The organism is Mycoplasmopsis cricetuli ATCC 35279, assembly GCF_000526955.1.
In the GTDB taxonomy this organism is placed as follows: Bacteria; Bacillota_I; Bacilli_A; order Mycoplasmatales; family Metamycoplasmataceae; genus Mycoplasmopsis; species Mycoplasmopsis cricetuli.
In genome coordinates this window covers 1-1,327 of sequence record NZ_JAHB01000042.1, presented here as the reverse complement: position 1 = coordinate 1,327, position 1,327 = coordinate 1, and the positions used below count along the sequence as shown (strand labels likewise).

Annotated in this window: 1 protein-coding gene; it reads right to left on the bottom strand. The window is 20.7% G+C overall.

Features of this window, described 5'->3' with window-relative positions; translation table 4 throughout:
- Positions 1 to 39 precede the first annotated feature (39 nt).
- Positions 40 to 1,327 (bottom strand): type I restriction enzyme subunit R domain-containing protein (locus U744_RS0104075; RefSeq protein ID WP_025755753.1); only part of this gene is annotated, 1,288 nt, incomplete at its 5' end.

The following is a 1,327-nucleotide window of genomic DNA, read 5'->3' as shown; positions in this document are numbered from 1 at the left end:
TTTTTGACCACAGCAATTAATTCTGTGCTATTTGACATATTAGTTTTCTCCTTGATTTTCTGACTTTATTTTATTTTTAAACTTAATATAAAAAAATAATTTATTTTTATAATCTTCTTTTAATTTTAGTGCATCATTACTTGTAATGGTGCTGTGTCTTATTAAATTTTGTATTCATTCTGAATCACTAATGTCTGTTCAATCTTCTTCTTTAATTCGGCTAAGAAAATCTTTTTCCATGTCATCTTCTTTAATTAAAGGAAAATTTTGTTTAATTTTTTTTACTATATTTTCTTGCATTTGAACCAAAAGTTTTTCAGTAATTTCTTTTTTTTGAAATTCTAATATTGCATTGAAATCTTTTTTAGTTCATTTTTCTTTTTGATTAAATATTTCATGAATATGTGAACAATATCCCTCATAAAATTCATTTAAATGCAAATTAATTTCTTTATTTTTATTTATATAAGAAAAGTTATTCAAAATTTTTTTCTTTTCTTCTTCGAATTTTTTAATGTCTTCAATTTTAAATTCATCATTTAAAAAAATATCCTTTAAATCATTTTTCTGAAAAAGTAAATTATTTAAATAATCAATATCTATTTTAATAATTTCATCAACTGAATTCATATTTGAAGAGCTAATTACTCTATATTCACTACTATTTTGTTCATTTGCAGGCAAACTATCATAAATATCATCACAATAACCTTCAAAGCGTTTGTATTCATCTAAAGTAAATCCTTTTATTTTTTCAGTGTTATTGTATTCAGGATAAGTTTTTAAATTTGAAAATTCTCTTGCTAGATTAGAAAATAATTTTAAATAATCTCTTCTTTCTTTAATTGAACTATTTTCTTTTAATTTATCATTTTTAATATCATAAATTTTTTCAAATTGAATATGTAAATCACTTAAAAATTTTTTTGTATCTTCAAGTGATTGCTCTCAAGTTTTTCCATATACTATTTCAATTATTTGATCTTCTTTGGCATCAGCATATTTTTGAAAAGCTTCATCAATGGTATTTTTTTCAAGTGAAAAATTAACAATATATCCATGTTTTTTTTGAAAATCAAAAATACGATTTGTTCTGGAAAATGCTTGAATTAAATTGTGATTTTTTAGTGATTTATTTATATATAAAGTATTTGTTTTAGGTGAATCATAACCAGTTAAAAGCATATTTACAACTAAAACAATATCAATTTGATTTTTGTTTTGTTTGTTGCTTTTTTTAAATCTAACTCTAACATCATTTATGTAATCATTAAAAGTTTCTAATGTAAATGATGTTAAAAATTTTTCATTGTATCTTTGTAAAATT